Origin of the sequence: Bartonella sp. AA89HNZF, from assembly GCF_042196905.1 — a bacterium.
Taxonomy (GTDB): domain Bacteria; phylum Pseudomonadota; class Alphaproteobacteria; order Rhizobiales; family Rhizobiaceae; genus Bartonella.
Genome location: NZ_JBHIRD010000002.1, coordinates 172,419 through 192,907, shown reverse-complemented (window position 1 = coordinate 192,907; position 20,489 = coordinate 172,419). Strand labels below are relative to the sequence as shown.

General features: G+C 37.5%; 13 protein-coding genes. 8 read left to right on the top strand and 5 right to left on the bottom strand.

What is annotated here, in order from left to right; genetic code table 11:
• Window positions 1-5 precede the first annotated feature (5 nt).
• On the top strand, window positions 6-2,636 hold the full coding sequence (gene pepN / locus ACFIN0_RS01765) for an aminopeptidase N (RefSeq protein ID WP_375701788.1): 2,631 nt from the start codon (window positions 6-8) through the stop codon (window positions 2,634-2,636).
• A 288-nt stretch (window positions 2,637-2,924) separates the two neighbouring features.
• Complete coding sequence (locus ACFIN0_RS01760; RefSeq protein WP_375701787.1) at window positions 2,925-5,246, top strand: ATP-binding protein; 2,322 nt, start codon at window positions 2,925-2,927, stop codon at window positions 5,244-5,246.
• Here ACFIN0_RS01760 and ACFIN0_RS01755 read toward each other — a convergent pair.
• Window positions 5,243-5,764: a methylated-DNA--[protein]-cysteine S-methyltransferase gene (locus tag ACFIN0_RS01755; protein WP_375606327.1), complete on the bottom strand. Its 522-nt coding sequence runs from the start codon at window positions 5,762-5,764 to the stop codon at window positions 5,243-5,245. The two genes, ACFIN0_RS01760 and ACFIN0_RS01755, sit on opposite strands and share 4 nt — an antisense overlap.
• A 443-nt stretch (window positions 5,765-6,207) precedes the next feature.
• Between ACFIN0_RS01755 and ACFIN0_RS01750 the strand changes: the two genes are divergently transcribed.
• From ACFIN0_RS01750 to ACFIN0_RS01735, 4 genes are all read left to right on the top strand, one after another.
• On the top strand, window positions 6,208-6,399 hold the full coding sequence (locus ACFIN0_RS01750) for a hypothetical protein (protein ID WP_375610132.1): 192 nt from the start codon (window positions 6,208-6,210) through the stop codon (window positions 6,397-6,399).
• A 175-nt stretch (window positions 6,400-6,574) separates the two neighbouring features.
• Window positions 6,575-10,060, top strand: a complete 3,486-nt coding sequence (carB, locus tag ACFIN0_RS01745) for a carbamoyl-phosphate synthase large subunit (RefSeq protein WP_375610131.1) — start codon at window positions 6,575-6,577, stop codon at window positions 10,058-10,060.
• Window positions 10,061-10,307: 247 nt separating this feature from the next.
• Window positions 10,308-10,517, top strand: coding sequence for a cold-shock protein (locus ACFIN0_RS01740; RefSeq protein WP_012754908.1), 210 nt, complete (start codon window positions 10,308-10,310; stop codon window positions 10,515-10,517).
• A 318-nt stretch (window positions 10,518-10,835) separates the two neighbouring features.
• Window positions 10,836-12,038 (top strand): pyridoxal phosphate-dependent aminotransferase, encoded by a 1,203-nt coding sequence (locus tag ACFIN0_RS01735; RefSeq protein ID WP_375701786.1) that lies wholly within the window; start codon window positions 10,836-10,838, stop codon window positions 12,036-12,038.
• Window positions 12,039-13,204: 1,166 nt separating this feature from the next.
• Here ACFIN0_RS01735 and ACFIN0_RS01730 read toward each other — a convergent pair.
• Window positions 13,205-14,110, bottom strand: coding sequence for a LysR family transcriptional regulator (locus ACFIN0_RS01730; RefSeq protein WP_273791217.1), 906 nt, complete (start codon window positions 14,108-14,110; stop codon window positions 13,205-13,207).
• A gap of 42 nt (window positions 14,111-14,152) precedes the next feature.
• Window positions 14,153-15,109, bottom strand: a complete 957-nt coding sequence (gene trxB, locus ACFIN0_RS01725) for a thioredoxin-disulfide reductase (protein WP_375606331.1) — start codon at window positions 15,107-15,109, stop codon at window positions 14,153-14,155.
• 310 nt (window positions 15,110-15,419) lie between these two features.
• On the opposite strand from trxB, the gene ACFIN0_RS01720 reads away from it, so the two are divergent.
• Entirely contained in the window at window positions 15,420-16,814 is a 1,395-nt protein-coding gene (locus tag ACFIN0_RS01720; protein ID WP_375606332.1) for a TrkH family potassium uptake protein, read from the top strand.
• A gap of 1,233 nt (window positions 16,815-18,047) precedes the next feature.
• Here ACFIN0_RS01720 and ACFIN0_RS01715 read toward each other — a convergent pair.
• Together ACFIN0_RS01715 and greA are read right to left on the bottom strand one after the other, a co-directional pair.
• A complete protein-coding gene (locus ACFIN0_RS01715) occupies window positions 18,048-19,106 on the bottom strand; it encodes a glycosyltransferase family 4 protein (protein ID WP_375607748.1) in 1,059 nt (352 codons plus the stop codon).
• A 17-nt stretch (window positions 19,107-19,123) separates the two neighbouring features.
• Window positions 19,124-19,597, bottom strand: coding sequence for a transcription elongation factor GreA (greA, locus tag ACFIN0_RS01710; protein ID WP_375606334.1), 474 nt, complete (start codon window positions 19,595-19,597; stop codon window positions 19,124-19,126).
• Between the two features lie 336 nt (window positions 19,598-19,933).
• Here greA and ACFIN0_RS01705 point away from each other — a divergent pair, with 336 nt between their 5' ends.
• On the top strand, window positions 19,934-20,248 hold the full coding sequence (locus ACFIN0_RS01705) for an SH3 domain-containing protein (RefSeq protein ID WP_375606335.1): 315 nt from the start codon (window positions 19,934-19,936) through the stop codon (window positions 20,246-20,248).
• Window positions 20,249-20,489: the final 241 nt, after the last annotated feature.

The following is a 20,489-nucleotide window of genomic DNA, read 5'->3' as shown; positions in this document are numbered from 1 at the left end:
AAACTATGAAACAGCCAATAACATCTATTTATCGTTTGGAAGATTACCAACCAACTCCTTACGCTATCCCTAAAACACACCTTTCTTTCCAATTGGCACCAACAAAAACCTATGTTACAGCCATATTGTTTATTGAGCCCCGTCACGATACAAAAGAATTAACACCTCTCGTTCTTTCTGGTGATGGTCTTACTTTAATTTCCGTTTCTATTAATGATGAGATATTAGCCCCAAACACTTATAGAGTGACGCCTTCACGTTTAGAAATTACAACGCCACCAACGGCTCCTTTTACTTTGAAAATGGTCACGGAACTGAATCCAGAAAGCAATCGCCAACTTATGGGGCTTTATCTTTCAAATGGTGTTTATTGCACACAATGCGAATCGGAAGGTTTTCGTCGTATCACTTATTTTTACGACCGCCCAGATGTTCTTTCTACCTATAGAGTAAAAATTGAAGCAGATACCCAAACAATCCCAATCTTGCTTTCAAACGGTAATCTCGTGGGAACAGGAACTTTAGAGAATAATCGTCATTTTGCTATTTGGGAAGATCCTTATCCCAAGCCATCTTATCTCTTTGCTTTAGTAGGTGGAGATCTTGATAAGTTAGAAGACCATTTTACAACTGTATCTGGACGACGTATCGAGCTTGGTATCTATGTAGAAAAAGGAAAAACCGAACGCGCAACCTATGCAATGGATGCTCTTAAACGTTCCATGCGTTGGGATGAACAATGTTTCGGACGCGAATATGATCTTGATGTTTTCAATATTGTTGCTGTGTCCGACTTTAACATGGGAGCAATGGAAAACAAAGGCCTTAACGTTTTTAATGATAAATATGTTCTTGTCGATCCTGAAACAGCAACCGATCAGGATTATAGAAATGTTGAACGTGTCATTGCCCATGAATATTTCCATAATTGGAGCGGTAATCGTGTTACCTGTCGCGATTGGTTTCAACTCTGTTTAAAAGAAGGATTCACTGTTTATCGTGATCAGGAATTTTCATCAGATCAAAATATACGCAGCCTACAGCGAATTGAAAATGTAAAAGCATTAAAAGCGACGCAATTTACAGAAGACGCAGGACCTCTTGCGCATCCTGTACGTCCTCGTCAATATAGCCAAATTAATAATTTTTACACCACAACTGTTTATGAAAAAGGTGCTGAAGTTGTTCGCATGATACGAACTATTTTAGGTCCTACTCTGTTTCGTAAAGGCACTGATCTTTATTTTCAACGTCATGATGGACAAGCTTGTACAATTGAAGATTTTATTACCTGTTTTGCTGAAGTGTCTGGTCAAGACTTCTCCCAATTCATGCTATGGTATGAACAGGCAGGAACACCCAATGTAGAAATCGATAGTCATTATAGCGATGGTGTTTTAACAATTCATACAAAGCAACATATTCCCGCAACCCCACAACAAAATACAAAAAAGCCTATGCTTATCCCTATCGTATTTGGCTTGTTAGGACCTAACGGAGAAAACCTCGCTTATGAAGCGGATACAGATATTCAATCAGACGTTATGCTTTTATCCAAGGAAAGCCAAACGTTTACATTAAAAGGACTGCGTGAAAAACCCGTTTTATCACTGCTGCGAGACTTTTCTGCACCAATCATTCTACACACGCCATTTAATGAAAGTGAACTTATTTTTCTTGCACAACATGATGACAATCACCTTAATCGCTGGCAATCTCTTAATCATTTAATGACGCAAGCTTTGCTTCAAAGCATTCAAGATAAAACACAAGCAGCAAAAGAAACAATCTCCTCTGCTTTGCTAAACCTGATTGAAACAATCATAACAGATGAAACCTTAGAGCCTGAATTTCGTGCCTTCTGTTTAAATTTACCTAGTGAAGTTGAGCTTGCTCATACAATCGGTAAAAATATTGATCCAGATCGTATTCATTACGTGCGCAATCAGTTTCTCGCTTCACTTGCACAAACACATCAAAAACTCTTAACAAAATTTTATGAACAAATGCAAACCCAAGAACCCTATTCACCAGACACTGTACAAGCCGGAAAGCGAGCATTCAAGAACATACTATTGGATTATCTTTCCATTTCTGAGAACAATCCAAATCGTGCGGCGACACAGTATGCAACAGCTGATAATATGACTGACCGAATGGCGAGTATTGCTGTTCTCGTGAAGCGTTTTAATGAAAGTGAGCAGGCACAAAATGCCTTAAATGATTTTGAAAACCGCTATCGACATGACCCTTTGGTTATGGATAAATGGTTTTCTATTCAAGCAATGGTTGCTGGCACATCAACACTCGAAAATGTTCAAAAGCTCATGCAACACCCGCTATTTTCAAAGGATAATCCTAATCGTGTACGATCTCTGATCGGTATCTTTGCCTCTAACAACCTAACAGGCTTTAACAGAGTTGATGGTGCCTCCTATGATTTTCTTTGCCAAATCATTTTAGAAATTGACAAAAAAAATCCACAGCTTGCTTCACGATTATTAACAACTTTGCGCTCTTGGCGACAATTAGAACCCATTCGGCAACAAAAACTTGAAACGGCATTAAAAACGATTGCTGCCGCACCAAAATTATCAAGCGATGTTTCTGATATCATCAATCGTCTACTCACTTGAAACAAAAAAACATTTTAAATCAATATACTATAATATTTTTAAAAATAAACTCTACAAGCTACTTTGATCATCATTAAACCTATAAACAGGCAATCTAAGCCTGTTTATAGGCCATGTTTAAAATGCCTTTTCCTTTTCATATTCCAAATTCATAAAAGTAAAATACTTTTTTTTAAAAAAAGACTGGACAGAAGACTCCTGTTTTGATTCATTGCACTCTCATGGGGTTATTAATGAATATCGAAGCAGTTTTTAAATCACATTATTCCGGAATTAAAGGAACAAGAGATGGCTAAATTGGACGCATATAATGCGCCAACGGAGATATATGCTGATTCAAAATCGAGCGCTCAAAGCCATAAAGCGCAGACAAAGCGTATTCATCTGTTTTCTGGCTCTACCTATCAAAAGCTTCTCTTTATTGAACCTTGGTTGCGACGCTCACTTCCATTTGTCATTGTGGCATTTCTTATTGCGCTTGCAGCAATCCGTTTCGTATCAATCTATGATTGGCGCAACACAATTGATAAAAACACGCATTCTACCATCACTCTCTTAGCTTCTCATATTACCAATACAATCGACCGTGACTTACTTGCCGCCACTCGACAAGGAAAAGCTGCTGCTCTTTCTCATAATCATTTACAAAATATCCTAACCAATTTTCGTAACAAAGGTTTTATAAAAACCAGCGCTGTTATTGCTATTGTCGATCAAAAAGGCAATGTCCTAGCTTCATCAAGTTCCGAGATTGTCTTAGGAAAACCCTTACAGGATTTTACCTCTGAAAGCATTACTTTACAAGCTCTAGGAAAACATGCTGGAATCATGAAAATTACAATAGAAAAAGATATTCCTGCTCTTGCTTCCTTTGAGCAAACAGAAAATGGACAATATGGGGTATTCATCAGTGAAAAAATGCAACATATTTACATGGAATGGCGGAAAGCTCTCTCGTTAAATATAACCATGTTCATTGGAACTAGTGGCGTTATCCTCGCTCTTCTTTATGCTTATTATAACCAAATTGTACGAGCACGCAAAACAGATCTTGTTTCAGAAAAAATTCAAAACCGTATTGATATGGCAATGATGCGTGGACGCTGTGGACTATGGGATTGGAATATGGCCAGTGGACGCGTCTACTGGTCACGAGCAATGTACGAAATGCTCGGCTATGTCCCTCAAGATGCATTGCTCTCAATTTCCCAAATTAGCGCCATTATCAATCCAAATGATGCGAATTTTTTTGACCTTGCTCAGGAATTAATGAGCGGCAAAAAAAAGCATATCGATATTAACGTTCCTATGCGTCATGCTGATGGTCATTATGTATGGATGCGCATTCGTGCCGAAGTGACTGAAGAAGAAGAACCCCATTTGGTTGGTATTTCCTTCGATATTAGTGAACAGCAACAATTGGCTGAACAAACGGCACAAGCCGACCTTCGTATTCGTGACGCGATTGAAAACATTTCAGAATCTTTCGTCTTGTGGGATGCTGAAGGACGTTTAGTCATGTCCAACAGCAAATTTTGCGAATATGCCGCTATTCCTAAACAAATTCTCCAATCAGGTATCCAACGTGTAACCGTCGAAGCCATGGCACGCCCTGCTCTTAGTGAATATCCCCTTAAAGATGATGGTACTGGTAACTTAACCAGTATTCGCCAAACGGCAGATGGTTGTTGGCTCAAAATTAACGAACGACGAACCCAAGATGGAGGATTGGTTTGTATTGGTACTGACATTTCTGAGCTTAAACAACAACAGGAAAAATTTGAAGACAGCGAAAGGCGTCTTTTTTCTTTCATTCAAGAACTCAAACGTGCGAGAGGGAGTGCTCAACAACGCGCAACAGAAGTTGAAAAACTTAATAAAAGTCTGAAAGCAGAAAAAGAACGCGCCGAAAGTGCTAATAAGGCTAAATCAGAATTTTTAGCCAATATGTCTCATGAATTGCGCACTCCACTAAATGCTATTCTCGGCTTTTCAGATATTATGTTACAATCAACCTTTGGCCCTCTTGGTTCACAACGCTATAAAGAATATATGCATGATATTTATAATTCAGGAACCCATCTTCTAACCCTTATCAATGACATCCTTGATATGTCAAAAATCGAAGCTGGAAGATTTACGCTTGATTGTAAAAATACCGATCTTGAACCTATCATTAGTGAAGCAGTACGAACACTAACGCCTCAGGCTCAAGAAAAAAATATTGCTGTTACAACAAACATTACCCCAGAACTTCATGCTGAAGTTGATGGTCGTGCAATGAAACAGATTTTCCTTAATCTCATCTCTAATGCCGTTAAATTCACTCCTTCTGGCGGAAATATTGATGTCTGCGCTTTCAAGAAAAAAAATAATCTTATTTTTAAAATTACAGATACAGGTGTTGGTATTCCACAATCAGCAATTAAAAAACTTGGACAACCCTTTGAACAAGTTGAAAATCAACTTACTAAATCTCATACGGGCTCAGGTCTTGGCTTAGCCATTTCACGCTCCTTGCTAGAACTCCACAAGGGAAAACTTGAAATTACTTCAAAAGAAATGAAAGGAACAACTGTAACGATTATAATGCCCATCACACAAAGTTAAATTTCTCCATTTTGTTCTCGTTGTAGTAAAATCTGTTTCCGTTTGTCCCCCCAACGATACCCTGAAATAAAACCATTTTTACGCACAACACGATGACACGGAATGATAACAGCCAATTCGTTACGTGCACAGGCATTAGCAACGGCACGAAAAGCATTCGGCATACCAATACGGCATGCTAAAACCTCATATGAAATTGTTTCACCACATGGTATATCACATAATACTGCCCATACTTGTCGTTGAAAAACTGTACCATTTATATCTAAGGGAAAATTATATTTTTTTACCAGCTTAGGTGTTTCTATCATGGCTATAATATGGGCAACTTCTCTCTTAAATGTATTGTCACCTACAACTTGTTGTGCATCACCAAATCGTAGCGTAAACTCCTGTAGTAATTGCTCTATAGTGTCTCCTAACGCACTATGACAAATCCCTTTTTGAGACCTAGCCACCAAAAGCTTTCCTATTGATACATCTTTCAGACAAAATCTCGTTTGGGAAATGCTCGGCATTTTATCCTTCTTTATATTTTAAAAAGTTTTGAACATCACCATAAAGTAAAGGGAGAGTATTCACTCTCTTTTAAAAACAAACAAAATCATTCTGAAATTATCTCCTTAGCCATTGTATTAAAATACACTCTCACCCTTTTATGAAACGGACACATCTATAGATTGACGTTCCCTACCCTAAAACGGAAACTTCGACCAGAGCCGATTTATCAACAATCTTATTGTTTATTTAACAGATTCCAACTGAAACCATTTTATATGGTTTATTTCATAAGCTCTCTACAGACAAATTTGGTCCTGAATTTTATCATACGCTCTAACAAAAAACACCTTAATGTGGTAAATTTTCATACCTTATATCACAGCTCTAAACAGCAGTATTTTACGGAACAACACGATAAGTTTCCCATTTTATTGTACGAAATCCCATCAAACCATAAATAATGGCTTATGTTTTACAAGCAATAGAAAAAGCGCGGGGTCTCTTAGGCAAACAACGTCATAAAACACAAAATATGCAAGCAATGTATTGGGAAGATGTTCCGACTTTTTATGCTCGACGTATGATTGAATATTCTAATTTGTTGGAGCACTGTTATTATTTTTTATTAAAGGTCATACTTTTGATAGACTGACGAGATGACTCAACTCAAAAAAGAAATTTATCTTAAATTTTATGAAAAAAAGCATGGAAAAGGTATTTTAATGCTTACTTTCTTTGTCACTTAACTTATAAAATAACTGTAGCTTCAAAACTGAAATATTTTGCCTGCAACAATCGCACATAGATATTTGTCATAGGAAAAAGTCATGCCCAAACGCACAGATATAAAATCTATTCTTATCATCGGAGCAGGACCTATTATCATTGGTCAGGCATGTGAATTTGATTATTCTGGTACTCAAGCCTGTAAAGCATTAAAAGAAGAAGGTTACCGAATTATTTTGGTCAATTCTAATCCTGCCACGATTATGACAGATCCAGATCTAGCTGATGCAACTTATATAGAGCCCATTACGCCTGAAATCGTTGCCAAAATTATAGCCCATGAACGTCCCGATGCCCTTTTACCCACTATGGGAGGACAAACAGCCCTCAATACTGCTTTATCATTAAAGCGTATGGGTATTTTAGACCGCTATCATGTTGAAATGATAGGAGCCAATGCTGATGCTATTGATAAAGCTGAAGATCGTGCTTTATTCCGCCAAGCGATGGCAAAAATCGGTTTGGAAACGCCACGCTCTATGTTAGCCAATGCAACAGAACTGAAAGAAGAAAATCGCCAACAACACGCAAAAACGTGTGCTGAACTTAAAGCAAAGCTTTCTGGTACCGCGCTTGACAAAGCACTCGAAGAACTTGAGCGCAACTGGCGACATACCGAAGCTGATCGCAAACAACATTATATCGCTCATGCAACAGCAAAAGCAGTTCAAGCTCTTGATGTTGTTGGGCTTCCAGCTATTATTCGTCCTTCATTTACCCTTGGTGGAACTGGTGGTGGAATCGCTTATAACCGCTCTGAATTCTATGAAATTATTGAACGTGGGCTTGAAGCTTCACCAACAACAGAAGTATTAATTGAAGAAAGTGTTTTAGGGTGGAAAGAATATGAGATGGAAGTTGTTCGTGATAAGAACGACAATTGTATCATCGTTTGTTCTATCGAAAACATTGATCCAATGGGGGTTCATACTGGTGATTCGATCACTGTAGCACCTGCTCTCACCTTAACCGATAAAGAATATCAATGTATGCGTAATGCTTCGATTGCTGTTTTGCGTGAAATTGGCGTTGAAACGGGGGGATCCAATGTACAGTTTGCTGTCAATCCTGAAAATGGGCGCCTCATTGTTATTGAAATGAATCCGCGTGTTTCTCGCTCTTCAGCGCTTGCTTCAAAAGCAACGGGGTTTCCCATTGCCAAAGTAGCGGCTAAACTGGCTGTTGGTTATACACTTGATGAATTAAAAAATGATATCACGGGCGGTGCAACACCAGCATCATTTGAACCTTCTATTGACTATATTGTGACAAAAATTCCTCGTTTTGCGTTCGAAAAATTTCCCGGTTCATCACCTGTCCTCACAACTGCGATGAAATCTGTAGGAGAAGTCATGGCAATTGGACGCACTTTTCAAGAATCGTTACAAAAAGCACTCCGTGGACTTGAAACAGGGCTTACGGGTCTTGATGAAATTGTGATTCCAGAGCATGCTGAAGGTGATGAAAAAAGTTCTATACGCTCAGCCATTGCCATACCAAGCCCTGATCGTCTACGCTATATTGCTCAAGCTATGCGCACAGGCTTACCTTTAAATGAGATTCACCAAATTAGCAAAATTGATCCGTGGTTTTTAGAACAAATAGCCTCCATCATTGAAATGGAGCAGCGTATCCGCATTCATGGATTACCCCAAGATGCAGATAATTTACGTATGTTAAAAGCTATGGGCTTTTCAGATGCGCGATTAGCCTCCCTTATCGGACAAGAAACCGATTATATCGCAGCTTTGCGTAAATCACTGAATGTTAAACACATCTTCAAACGGATTGATACTTGTGCCGCTGAATTTTCTTCTCCTACAGCCTATATGTATTCAACATATGAAGTTCCCTTTGCAGGTGTAGAGCACTCGGAAGCACACGTTTCTGAACGCAAAAAAATTGCTATTTTAGGCGGTGGACCAAACCGCATTGGGCAAGGTATTGAATTTGATTACTGTTGCTGCCACGCTGCTTTTGCACTGCGTGATGCAGGATTTGAAGCGATTATGATTAACTGTAATCCTGAAACAGTTTCAACCGACTATGATACCTCTGATCGCCTTTACTTTGAATCTTTAACAACAGAAGACGTTATCGCTATTTTAGAAGCAGAACAGGAAAAAGGAGATTTGGTTGGAGTCATCGTCCAATTTGGCGGACAAACACCCTTGAAATTGGCAAGCGCTCTAGAAAAACACAACATCCCCATCCTAGGTACTTCACCTGACGCTATCGACTTAGCTGAAGATAGAGATCGCTTTCAAAAACTGTTATTTAAACTTAATTTAACACAACCTCAAAATGGTATTGCCCACTCCATCGAACAAGCACGCCTCATTGCCCACGAACTAGGCTTCCCCTTGGTTGTACGTCCATCTTATGTTTTAGGAGGACGTGCTATGCAAATTATTCGTGATGAGCGTAGCTTACAAAATTATTTACTTGAGAGTGTCCCTGAATTAATTTCAGAAGATATCAAAGTCCGTTATCCTAACGACACAACAGGACAAATCAATATATTGCTTGGTAAAAATCCGCTTCTTTTTGATACCTATTTAACAGAAGCAATTGAAGTAGATGTTGATTGTCTCTGTGATGGCAAAGAAACACTAATCGTTGGTATTATGGAACACATTGAAGAAGCTGGTATCCACTCTGGTGATTCAGCATGTTCTTTACCAGTCCATACGCTCTCAAATAAAATAGTTACTGAATTAGAGCGCCAAACCAAAGCATTAGCACAAGCACTTCATGTTCGCGGTTTAATGAATGTACAATATGCTATAAAAGATGACACCATTTATGTCTTAGAAGTCAATCCCCGTGCTTCACGTACTGTTCCATTTGTTGCAAAAACGATTGGTCGCCCTATTGCTAAAATGGCTGCACGTATTATGGCAGGAGAAACGCTTCATGATGCTCTTCAAGCTTATGGTGGATTACCTTCTTTGCAGGAAAAACAACATATTGCTGTCAAGGAAGCAGTGTTTCCTTTTGCTCGTTTTTCAGGTGTTGATACACTTCTTGGTCCAGAAATGCGCTCAACCGGTGAAGTTATGGGTCTTGACTATGAGTTTTCGCTTGCTTTTGCTAAAGCCCAACTTGGAGCTGGTGTAAAACTCCCTAAAGAGGGAACTTTGTTCGTTTCTGTAAGGGATGAAGATAAAAAACGCATCTTAAATCCTGTAAAACGTTTAACTGAGCTTGGCTTTTCTGTTGTCGCCACAAGTGGAACACAAAAATTTCTCACCGAACACCACGTTGAAGCAAAAAAAATCAACAAAGTTCTAGAGGGACACCCCCATATTGAAGATGCTATTCGTAATCGCCAAATTCAATTGATTTTTAATACAACTAGCACTGCCAGTGCCATCTCAGACTCAAAATCATTACGTTATGCAGCACTCATGCAAAATGTTCCCTATTATACAACAATAGCTGGAGCCGAAGCCGTCGTAGAAGCGATCAAAGCACTCAAAAAAAGGCACCTTGAGGTACGTTCACTACAAAGTTATTTTAGTTGAATTTTTTTCTACTTAGTAAAATGTACACTATTTTCTTATTTTTTCTTTATATAAAAATTGATTAAGACTTGCTTTTTGTTCTAAAAACTTTTATAGAGGTTTCATCGAATTTTCGGTTACGTGACTTTCTTTCCTGTGCAATCTGCACTTTCGACGAAACTTCTCCCACCTAATTTCGATCTACAGCCGTATTGAAGGGATAAAAGCTTCAATGCTCAATATAATTATATATTCTAAGGAGTTTCCTATGTCTACAGGAACAGTTAAGTGGTTTAATACAACAAAAGGTTTCGGATTCATTCAGCCTAGTGATGGTAGTGCAGATGTATTTGTACACATTTCTGCCGTCGAGCGTTCAGGTCTAAACAGTCTTAATGAAGGGCAAAAAATCTCTTATGATGTTCTTCAAGATCGTCGTTCAGGAAAATTTGCCGCTGGTAACCTTGCAGCACTTTAAAGTTTAAATTCTGCAATATTTTATTTAGAAATCTTCGTCTGTAACGACGAAGATTTTTTATTTTGTATAAAACATTATTTTACCTTGTTAAAATAAAAGACTGCTTATCTCCTTTGTACAATTTATCAAACCTCCTCTATCTTTCCTTATAAATCTTTCATAAAACCTAAGAAGAAATGACCTTGCAAAAATCTCAAAAAAGAAGAATATAAAGCCTATGTAAGAGTATTGTGGAAGTTTTTTATTGCATACAATATAATCTCTTATAAAATATTCTTAAAGCAATAATCATTTGATATAATATAAGGATTTTAAATTATGGCTTTTATTGCCGACAAACTGTCTCGTATCAAACCTTCTGCAACAATTGCTGCTTCTCAAAAAGCCCGTCATTTAAAAGCATTAGGGCGAAATGTTATTACTTTAAGTGCTGGAGAGCCAGACTTTGATACCCCAGACAACATCAAAAACGCGGCTATTGAAGCTATTCGAAGGGGAGAAACAAAATACCCTCCCATATCTGGAATTCCAGAATTGCGCCAAGCAATTTCTGCAAAATTTAAAAGAGAAAATAACCTTCTTTACCAACCAGAACAAATTATTGTTGGTACCGGTGGAAAACAAATTCTCTTTAATGCATTTATGGCAACTTTGAATAGAGGAGATGAAGTCATCATTCCATCTCCTTATTGGGTTAGTTATCCAGAAATGGTCACACTTAACGATGGTACGCCTGTCTTTTTAGAAACAAAAGCGGAATTTTCTTATAAACTCCAACCACAAGAGCTAGAAGCTGCCATTACCCCAAAAACCAAATGGTTTATCTTTAACTCTCCTTCAAATCCATCAGGTGCCGCTTATACATATAATGAACTGAAAAAACTCACCGATGTTTTAGTAAAATATCCTCATGTATATATTCTCACTGACGATATATATGAACATCTCACGTATGAGGGTTTTACCTTTGTTACTCCAGCTCAAGTAGAACCAGCGCTTTATGATCGCACACTCACAATGAATGGTGTTTCTAAAGCTTATGCGATGACGGGCTGGAGAATCGGTTATGCAGGCGGACCACAAGAACTCATTAAAGCTATGGATACCATTCAAGGCCAGCAAACATCTGGCACGAGTGTTATTTCACAATGGGCTGCAGTTGAAGCTCTCAATGGACCACAAGACTTTATCACTAAAAATAAAAGTATTTTTCAAGCACGCCGTGATCTCGTTGTTTCCATGTTAAACCAAGCTCCTGGCATTCACTGTCCAACACCCGAAGGTGCTTTTTATGTTTATCCTTCTTGCAAAGGACTTATTGGTAAGAAAACACCTAACGGTCAATGTATTATGAATGATGAAGACTTTGTCATAGCGCTTCTAGAAACAGAGGCTGTTGCTGTCGTCCAAGGGTCTGCTTTTGGACTTGGATTAACTTTTCGTATTTCTTATGCAACATCAGAAAAACTGCTTGAAGAAGCTTGCTTACGTATCCAGCGCTTTTGCAACAGTTTAACTTAAAATTTTTAACATCATCTCTTGTGATTGTTTTTTTGCCGAATGTTAGTATATCCGAGAAAATACCAGAAACTGCGTCATGGTCTAAATCTATCGATTCAGCAAAAATATCTATGAATAAACACAAAAATAGATGCTGTAGATAAAGATCAAAAAAATCTAGCTATCAAATAAATGAATCGGTCTCTTATCATAAGAGATGACAAGCCTATTCTGCTTTCTCCATTCAATTTATAACTCTAAAAAAGACCGAGCACTTTTAAACACAATTGCCCTTATAATCAAAGGCCCTTACAATAAAATCTCTTCTATTTCTTTCTCAGCTTCTTCTTCGTCCTAAAATGAAGAAGAAGCCACCTCCCATCGTTGTGTAAACAATCCAGTTTCCTTTAAGTTCTATCTAATAACTACTTGATTTACTTCATAGGCTTTATGAACAAGACCTGCCTTAAATATTCATCTCACATTCTAATAAAAAGCACTTCATGTATAAGGTTTTAAATATTTTATATCACGCTCCTAAAAGACAGACTTTTACAGTACAGTAGAATACCCCCTCTCAAACTCCTCATTGAATTTTAGTATTCTTAAAAAAATTGTTGGATATCCGCCAGTTTCGAAATTTTTTCTTTATCATCTTCCCATATATTGCAATTTCTAGGGACTCTTTCAAAAATTAAAAAAAAGCCGGACATATGTCCGGCAAATTTGGAAAATCCTCAGAGATAAAATCAATCTGATAGATCTTCGTAAGGGAACACTCAAGAAAACGAAACTGGGAGGCAACATAATCAAGAGATAATATTCTATGTCATTTTATAAGGAAAAGCACAATAAAGACTTAAGCGTATCTGCTATGCGATAAACACATAGCTTTAAATTTGTCTCCATCATGTACCACTCTCTTTAATTAAATAGTAAAAATGTTAACTACACCATCACACGATTTTCCATTTTTCAATATATAATAACCCTCACCGTTGCTAGCATTCATAAAAAACATTTATCCCTCTTTTCAAAAATATTTACCCGCACAGACTCCCTCCACTTTTAATGTGCAACAAATAATTTTAATTGATTTAATATAGGCAAATTTGAAACGAAAGAATATTACGGGAGTCTCAAGTTGCAAAATAGCTAATTGTCCCTTATAAATTAAGATATTAATATTAAAAAGACCACTGACGGGCTTTTAAAAAAATATAATCTCGAAAAGCATTTAACCTTGCCAAATTCTTTAAATTATAAGGATAACAAAAAAAAGTATCAAAAGAAGGAATATCAACCATATCAGGAAAAAGACGCACTAAATGCTCATCATTATTGACGATATAATCAGGAAGCACAGCAATCCCAAGATCACGCATAAGCGCATTCTTTATTGAGATGATATTGTTGATTTGTAGAACTGAAACGCGCAATGATCCATCACTTCTACCAGCCTTTTCCAACCAATTTAAACCAGACAAATAAGGTGGAACCGGTTCACCGAACGAAATAATACGATGCTCATCGAGATCAGACAATTTTTCCGGCTTTCCATAATTTGCAATATACTTTTCCGAAGCATAAACATGCATATGAATTGTAAAGAGTTTTCTTTGTATAAGATCAGGTTGTTTGGGTTGATGTAAGCGAACAGCACAATCCGCATGACACATTGTCAAATCAAGCTCTTCATCGGAAAGCAAAAGCTGAACCTGCATATCAGGATAAAGACTAAGAAATTCTGGCATACGCTCTGCAATCCACCCAGCCCCCATTCCAAAGGTCGAGGTCACACGCAAGTGCCCCGTTGGTTTTGCATAGCTTTCACTTAATTGCAAACGCACACTTTCAAGCTTCATCAAAACATCATGAGCTGTACGATAAAGAGTTTCTCCTTGTTCTGTAAGAATCAAACCACGCGCATGACGTTGAAATAAGGATACCCCAACCTCTTGTTCTAAAGCCGAAACCTGTCGTGAAACGGCTGATTGAGATAAATGAAGTTTTTGAGCAGCATGCGTAAAAGATCCCGCTTCTGCTGCAGCGTGAAAAACCCTTAACTTATCCCAATCCAACGGTGGCGCCACAATTAATTTTACCTCTATATTCTCTATGTTCTCAATGGGTGACTAACGCTTGAGTATATCCAAAAACCGTTCTGCTTCCAACGCTGCCATACATCCTCTTCCCGCAGCTGTTACAGCTTGGCGGAATGTTTCATCTGTCACATCCCCAGCAGCAAAAACACCAGCAATGCTTGTTGCTGTTGAGTCCGGTGCTGTCCATAAATAGCCACTTTGTTTTTGTTTCAGCTGTCCTTCAAACAGAGAAACAGCAGGATCATGCCCAATGGCAATAAATATGCCCTCTGCATTCACTTTCATCTCGTGACCTGTCTTAACATTTTTCAGACGTGCCCCTGTTACAACAGCGCCCATTGAATCTTGAGCGGGTAGCCCCAAAATTTCTTCGACCACATGATCCCAAAGAACACGTACATTATTACAAGCTAGCAACCTATCTTGCAAAATTTTTTCTGCCCGAAACTGCCCCCGCCTGTGAACCACGCTTACACTTTTAGCCAAATGCGATAAATAAAGTGCTTCTTCAACAGCCGTATTTCCTCCTCCCACGACAATAACGTCCTTATCACGATAAAAAAAGCCATCACATGTCGCACAAGCGGAAACACCTCCGCCCATAAAGGTCTGTTCACTTTCTAAACCAAGCCAGCGCGCTTGAGCTCCTGTTGCAATAATCAGTGCATCACAAGAATATTGTGTTCCTGAATCCCCATATAAAACAAAAGGATACTTCAACAAATCAGCCTTTATAATTGTATCATAGACAATTTTTGTCCCCATATTCTCAGCTTGTTTTGCCATTTGCTCCATCAACCATGGTCCTTGAATGGGATCTGCAAAACCTGGATAATTCTCAACATCAGTTGTAATTGTTAATTGCCCACCCTGCTGCAAGCCCGTCACCAAAACCGGCTTAAGCATTGCTCTTGCTGCATAGATCGCCGCTGTATAACCAGCCGGACCTGAGCCAATAATCAGCAGACGAATATGAGATTGTACCATTAAATCCCCTTCACTTTATTATAAATTAATTATTCTATAAATGATAACGGAATGCAGCCTTTTAAAAAAATATTTTTCAAGAGCCCTAATTATGTTATGTATACTTCTTTTCAAGTTTTATGAAAAGGTCTGATTACCAATTCATCAAGGCGCGCTAATGTTAAGAATTAATCCTTATCCTATAAAGAGAAAAATGTAACTTCTTATGAGCACAAAACCATAATAAAAAGAGATACAAAGATAGGGAACGATCATTTTTCAATTTATTATCAATGTCTGTGCACGTTTTGCCTTAATCATGGGAGGAGCAATGCTTTTGCCAATTTTTGTGGATTTGCACGACAACAATCGTAATTGGATAAGCTTTCTCTATTCTTGTGCCATAACCACCATGTTAGCAACGCTGATTCTTTTAGCAACTAAGGGGGCTACTTGTCGTTTTTCAGCACGCCTTGGTTTTATGCTCACTGTTTGTCTTTGGCTCACAGGAAGCATCGTGGGTGCCTTACCTCTTTATCTTTCCCCTCTACCCATTTCTCTAGCAGGTGCCATCTTTGAATCTGTCTCTGGAATTACAACAACAGGCTCTACAGTCCTTTCGGGTCTTGATAATTTGTCGCGAAGTATTTTGTTATGGCGTTCTATCATATGCTGGATTGGAGGCATCGGTTTTATCGGTTTAGCCCTCTTGATTTTGCCTTCACTGCGTGTGGGGGGAGTACGACTTTTTCATATGGAATCATCTGATAAATCTGAAAAAATATTGCCTCGCATCAACCAAATTGCTAATGGAATTATCATAGCTTATGTTGGTCTCACATTGGCTTGTATGCTTTCTTATTTTGCTGCAGGCATGAATTTATTTGATGCCATTAACCATGCAATGAGTACAGTAGCAACTGCTGGTTTTTCGACTCACGATGCTTCTTTTGGCTATTTTTCTAATACACCAGCTATCTTAATTATCTCAACAATCTTCATGTTGCTTTCTGCTTTACCCTTCGTCCTTTATGTTAAATTAGTTCTTCCTGGACACTCCAAACGCTTCCTTGATCCACAAGTAATTGTTTTTCTCCATATCGTTCTCCTTTTCAGCTTTGCTTTAGCAGTGTGGCTACGGTTTCATGATCATCGCGCTTTCCATTTGGTTTTTCTTGATGCCATTTTTCACCTTTCATCCATTATTAGTACCACAGGTTACAGTGCTGAAGATTATCAACTTTGGGGCCCCTTTGCGCTTGGAATTTTCTTTATTGTTTCTTTTACAGGTGGGTGTGCTGGTTCTACTTCTGGTGGTATGAAAATCAATCGCCTTATTATTCTTTGGCGTATTACACAAACAAATATACAAAAACTTCTTTCTCCTAATGTTGTCGTAAAAGCTCGCTATGATCACTCAAATATATCAAACGATGTTGCTCAAGCCGTTTTATTTTTTGTATGTCTTTATATGTTCTGCCTTGTTATCGGCACTGCACTTTTGCTTACAACCGGTCTTGACTTTACCTCTTCCTTTACAGGTGTCTTAACCGCACTTTCAAATGTTGGTCCAGGCTTTGGAGATATCATTGGCCCTGCAGGTAATTTCTCTACAATCAATGATAATGCTTTATGGATTTTAAGTTTTCTAATGTTAGCTGGACGCCTTGAAATCATAACAATATTCGTCCTTTTTATTCCCGCTTTCTGGCGTGAACAATTCTAATGCATAGAGTATTTTATGCTACCATGATAAAAAATTTACAAGATAAAAAGGCGAGAACAGTATGCGTCATAATATTCACCCCTCACCCAATCTACTGAAGATTTCCTAAAATTTCATACAAAACATCATATCAATGATATAAAAATAATTCAACAAAAACAATCAAATACCAATACTCTCAAAGCCATAACATATAAAACTTCACTTTATTGATCTTCTTTATCAAATAAAGTGGACGCATAGAACATTCTTTTTTACGAATAATCCCTCATGCAAAAATATGAATATTTGCTGATAAAAGTGTTTTTTCTCTTTAATAGAACAACATCTTTATGGAAAATAGAATGCATTCTATTACAAATTTACAAGCTTGTTAAAAAACATCTCACAATACTCATCTTATTCATTTCACAACAATTCTTATGAAAGGTATAAGATATAATTGGTCCCATCATTTTTACTTAAATAATAAAGTGCATACCGAAACCACAACATAAGATACAATTAGCACCATCATATTATTTTTCTGCTGTTAATGTGCAACAGACTGCATTTCAGACAATTTATAAGAAATCTCTTTACACCTTTCTTAAATAGTTTTTATCCGCCACATGCTCTCTTCCAATTGTGACGTGCAAATGTATAGTTTTTATTGATTTACTATAAACAGATTTGACATGGAAGAATCATACGATATTGAAAGTTCTTATTCAAATTGCAAAGATAAATTATTTATATGATATCAATATATTAATCAGAGCACATTTTGTTTATGAATTTCTACTACCCGAAAATATGTACAACTATTTTATCCATGAAAATACTACAGAAAACCTCAAAAATTTTCTCTCATTTAAGATAAGAATTTTTTTGCTCTATATTTAAGTCTTACAAAACGTAATAATATTAGCATGACAGCGTTAAGATAGTGCATAAATCTCTAGACTTTAAAAGTTAAAGTATTATTTTCTCATTCTAAAATATTGCTGGAATTAAAATAATTCTTCTCTCTCCTCGTATGCTTTGTCATAAGCCATATATCGCTCTCAAACCTATAGATTTTTTAATCTTTGATCCCAAACTTTGAGAACTTCTTATAGCGTTATATGAAAGACATGATAAATTTTTTGAAATAACACTTATATAATTGAGATGTTTTCTTGATGATCATAAAAAACCTTTAAAGGAAACACTTTTTATCATTCCTCAAGAAGATTTTTGATATAATATATTTTAAAGTATTTTTTCCGCAAACAGTTCTTTGTAAATACTTCCAATCTCAATTGCCTCCTTTTCCAAAGGAAAGTGAGTACGAACATGGGTTAAAGCTTTCTTTCCGGCCGCTAATGTTTTTTCTACATCAGAAAAATAAAGTTCAATCGCTGCCGTTAAAGCCGAACCATCTCCTGCTTTTACAACCGTTCCTGTTTCTGCTACTACCAACTCTTTATAAGCTCCCGCATCACTCGTTACAACCGCAACCTGTGATGCCATTGCCTCTAATGGTGTTAAACCGAAACCTTCTGTACGAGAAGGTGCCACATAAAGTGATAAACGACGATACCATAAAGGTGTATCCAGAATCTCACCAAGAAAAATAATGCGATCATTCAGATCAGCCTTAGCAATCTTTTGGCGTAATTCTTTTTCAAAATGATAATGTTGTTCTGTCGTACGACCAGCAATAAGTGCTGTCCACTCAGGATAGTGGGGCAATAATGCTATCATAGCATCAACAAATAAATCTGTTCCCTTTGAGCTACGCACACGTCCAAAACATCCTACCGCATATTTTCCTGGAAATCCTGTTGAAGAAAAGTAATCATTAAGAGTCTGTGGTGGCGTAAAACGCCTTACATCCACCCCATGCATAATAACCTTGTGAGGCACTTCTAGATAAGCACCCGTATGCGTACTGGTAGCAATAACTCTATCCATACGGCGAATCAACCATTTGGTAAAAGGCTTATGATGGCGTTGTGAAGCCGATGTGAATATAAGCCTCAGCTTCATTCGCAAGATATCGCGTAAAAAGATCCCACAAAGCATCTCAATATTGCGTCGTGCATGCCAAATACGAAATGATTTCCCTTTCGGACTTTTCCAAAGTCCGAAAAGGTCCCTAAAGGTAAGAGCAGGCAAGTTTTGTGGTAATCCAAATCCCAAAGTAGATATACGCACCCCCTGTTCGCGCTGTAGTGGAATAAGCTGAATAATCGTAGATGTCACTCCCGACAAACGCTTTTTTAAATGAGGCGCAATAACCTCAGTTTCTTCCAAAGAGATACGCATAATAATCCATATGTTATTTAGATGTACTGAACCTTAATGATCTCATAATTATGCGCACCACCTGGTGCATTCACCTCAATCACATCACCTTCTTGCTTGCCAATAAGTGCACGTGCGATAGGCGAAGAAATAGAGATTTTACCAATTTTTACATCAGCTTCTTGATCCCCTACAATCTGATACACTTTTTTTTCTTCAGTATCCTCATCCAAGAGTTTAATGGTTGCGCCAAATTTTATTTTGTCACCTGAAAGACGCGAGACATCTATCACTTCTGCTCGTGCGATATAATCTTCAAGCTCATTTATACGCCCCTCATTAAGACTTTGCGCTTCTTTAGCTGCATGATACTCGGCATTTTCTGACAAATCACCATGTGCTCGCGCCTCAGAAATTGCTTCAATAATCCGCGGACGCTCCTGTTGTTGACGCCAACGCAACTCTTCTTTAAGACTTTCAAAACCAGCTGTAGTCATCGGAACTTTTTCCATAATCCGTCCCTTTCTATTACACGGAAAGTTTAATAAAAATACAAAAAACGGCTTCCAAAATTACTTTTGGAATCCGAAAACTACGATCTTTTTCATTATATAGTACAGTCTCTCTGTTTTCCATATAAAAATAAATAAAGGGAACAAAACATGCACCAATAGTGTTTAAAACATCTCATTTTGGTGTTTAAAATATTAAAATTCACTCTACTGCTGAGTCTCCTAAAGAAGAAAGAATTGTATTTTTTTCTGTTTTATCATAGTCTGGCAAAAGAAATCATATGTGATACGAAGAGAGAAGGATAGAAAATTACTAAAGAAGTTCTTTGCAGTAAAATGAAAAAAATCATAATTTTTTTTATGTTTGTTCCTTTCTTTTTAACTACAACGATATCCGAGGCAGCAGAGGCCTTTGTTACGAGAAATCTTAATTTTAGAGCAGGCCCCAGCACTCAGTATGCGCTTTGTGGCTTAATCTCTGCGGGGGAATTGGTCTTTGTCAAAAACTGTGAAGGAAATTGGTGCCATATCCGATATAACGCTCAAATGGGTTGGGTGTCATCTCGTTATCTTTCATTTAAAGATGGAAATGATCTTTATCACACATACACAATGCCTTTAGTGCCCAAACGTACCGATTATTCTCCATAACAGCCATAATAACTTATGCCCTCTTGAATATCATCATGGAAAAAATGCAATAGTGTCTATGAACAACCACAAATATGCTCCCTCCAAAGAAATACTTCGAAGAATTTGTCTCATAGAAAAAACTTGATCAAGATCCTAATGAAAACTCCAATAAACCAAAACAAATCTGTTCAATAATGTTTTGCTGTTGTTGTAATGAAATTGTAAAAATTAGTATTTTCTTTAAAATCACCAGCACGCT